At 48.6% G+C, this 2,410-nt stretch carries 2 protein-coding genes; one reads left to right on the top strand and one right to left on the bottom strand.

Annotation, left to right across the window (positions count from 1 at the left end; translation table 11 throughout):
• Positions 1–971, bottom strand: a 971-nt coding sequence (locus tag H0247_RS16295; protein ID WP_180743487.1) for an IS630 family transposase, incomplete at its 3' end; no start/stop codon positions are given.
• A 153-nt stretch (positions 972–1,124) separates the two neighbouring features.
• Here H0247_RS16295 and H0247_RS16290 point away from each other — a divergent pair.
• Complete coding sequence (locus tag H0247_RS16290) at positions 1,125–2,159, top strand: IS110 family transposase (RefSeq protein WP_180743486.1); 1,035 nt, start codon at positions 1,125–1,127, stop codon at positions 2,157–2,159.
• Positions 2,160–2,410 lie beyond the last annotated feature (251 nt).

Here is a 2,410-nt window from a genome sequence, read left to right as displayed (position 1 = left end):
TTTACCTGTTCCAGTAACTGCCACATATACCGGCACCGATGGTTACGCGTTATCGTTTCGTGTAACGACAGCCAAAGCAACTCGATGGGATTGAGCCACGGCGAATACGTGGGCAGGAACAACAACCGGAACTTCGTATTTTTTTCCAGCCACCGTTCCACCTTGCGGCTTTTATGAATGATGTAATTATCAACGACCAGCGTAATGGTTTTCGCCCGCCGATATGTCCGTCGTAACGTCTCTAACAGGTTGATAAATAAATCAGAACACTTTTTACTGCCGCCAACGTAATGGATTCGCCCCGTACCCGAATGCAGTGCCCCTGCCAGATAATACTTTTGGTTCTGTCCCGGCGTAGTAATACGTTTCTGTTGCCCTTTGAGCATCCAGTCCGCGCCGATTTTCGGGTTCAGGTCGATATCTACTTCATCCTGATAAAACACGGGATGCTCCGTTTGTTTCCGAGAGACCGCCTGTTCGATGACGAATCGTTTTTCCTCATAATCTGGGTCTTTGATTTTCAGTGTTGGCGCGGCTCTGCGCCAGACAATGCCCGCTCGTCTCAGATAGCGATGTAACGTGGAAGGATGAAGCGCCACATTAAAAAGCCGGTTAATGATAAGTGCCAACAACTCGGTGCTCCAGCGGGAGCGCAGCCAGCCAAAATCCTGAGGAGAACGTTGAATAAGAAGCGGTAGCATATGCAGGATATCAGCGACTGGCCAGCGCGGTGCTCGTCCGGCTTTGAGGCTCTTTAGTCCTTCAACACCATGTAAAGTAAACCAATTTATCCATCTTCCAACCGATGAGCGGGCCGCACAAAGCAGTCTGGCAACGTCGGTGACAGTCATTCCCCGATGCAGCATCAGTATGGCGATGAGTCGTCTGGAGTAATTTTTATCATGTGTCTGTTGGGCTTCTTTACGCATTAGTCGTCGTTCTTCATCAGGGATTGCTGCTATGATCGGCATCGCTCAGTCCGGTTGGTGATTTGTGATGTTTGGCGATTGATCAGATCGCACAACTCGGACTGAGTTCCCTTCAAGTGATGTGATGGACGTCCCTCCTCAACATAATCCTGCCACACTTATGTTGAGCCGTCCCATTTATAGAGGAACAACATCATGAACACGATAAAAGTCGTCGGTATCGATCTGGCTAAATCCGTTTTTCAGCTTTGTGTCTGGATGAATGATGGGACCGTTGCCTGGAATCGAAAAGTTTCTCGCAGCAAGCTGTTAGATACTGTTCGTCAATTCCCGCCGGATACGCTTATTGCAATGGAAGCTTGTGCAACCTCGCATTACTGGGGGCGGACTTTCCAATCCATGGGATACGCCATCCGGCTCATTCCAACCCAACATGTAAAGGCGTTAACTCGTCATCAGAAAAATGATGCCAATGATGCTCTAGCAATATGTGAGACGGCATTTCGTCCGGGGATTCACTTTGTTGCTGTAAAAACTCTTGAGCAGCAAGATATCAAAGCGCTGCGTTGTGCCCGTCAGTTGATGGTCGAACAGCGCACCGCCGCCGCCAATCAAATTCGTGCTCTGGCCGCTGAGCAGGGCTTCGAGTTCCCGGTTGGGATACACACTTTGCAACAGCGATTACCCGATTTGATTGAAGATGCGGAAAAGCCTGTGTCTCCGGTATTACGCCATTTGCTTTCCACTTTATTGGAAAACATCCACACACTGAATGAATATATTCGTTCAACAGAATATGAAATCGCAGCATTGTGTCAACAGCAACCCCGGTATCGAGCACTGATGACTATACCGGGTGTTGGCCCGCTCATCGCCGCCGCTTTTTTAAGTGAGGTTGATGCAGAACAATTTGCTAACGGAAGACAACTTTCCGCCTGGTGTGGTCTGGTTCCCCGGCAACATAGTTCCGGCGGGAAACACCTCCTCACTTCGATGACTAAAAATGGTAACTGCGACCTTCGGACACTCATCATTCATGGAGCCAGAGCGGTCATGCGCTGTGCCCAAAAGCGGGATGACCGTCTTGGAAGATGGCTTAATCATGTCACTGAGCGACGGGGAAAAATGAAAGCCACCGTGGCGCTGGCAAATAAGTTAACACGTATTGTCTGGCGGTTGTTGTCTGAACCGGTTGATTTCAATATGGATAAGGCATTTGCGATGAAGTAATGATTTAGTTCGGCACAAAGTAAAAGATTTCCTGAGTTTGCAGGCACTGATGAGAAAACGGTAAACCAACCCTGTAATAACCTGAAGTAGATCCAGGTAGAAAATACCGGTCAAGTGATAAGGAAACAGGGTGCGGATGACATCATGGCGCGGGAAAATTTTCCCAAAAAGACGCCGGATATATGACAGCAAACCGTATCACGTCAGTACTTGTACGCCACGGGACGTCCATATATGATCTACTATTTGGC

It is taken from the genome of Pectobacterium sp. CFBP8739 (assembly GCF_013449375.1).
GTDB lineage: Bacteria > Pseudomonadota > Gammaproteobacteria > Enterobacterales > Enterobacteriaceae > Pectobacterium.
The sequence above is the reverse complement of the archived record's forward strand: the minus strand, read 5'-3'. Positions and strand labels throughout refer to the sequence as shown.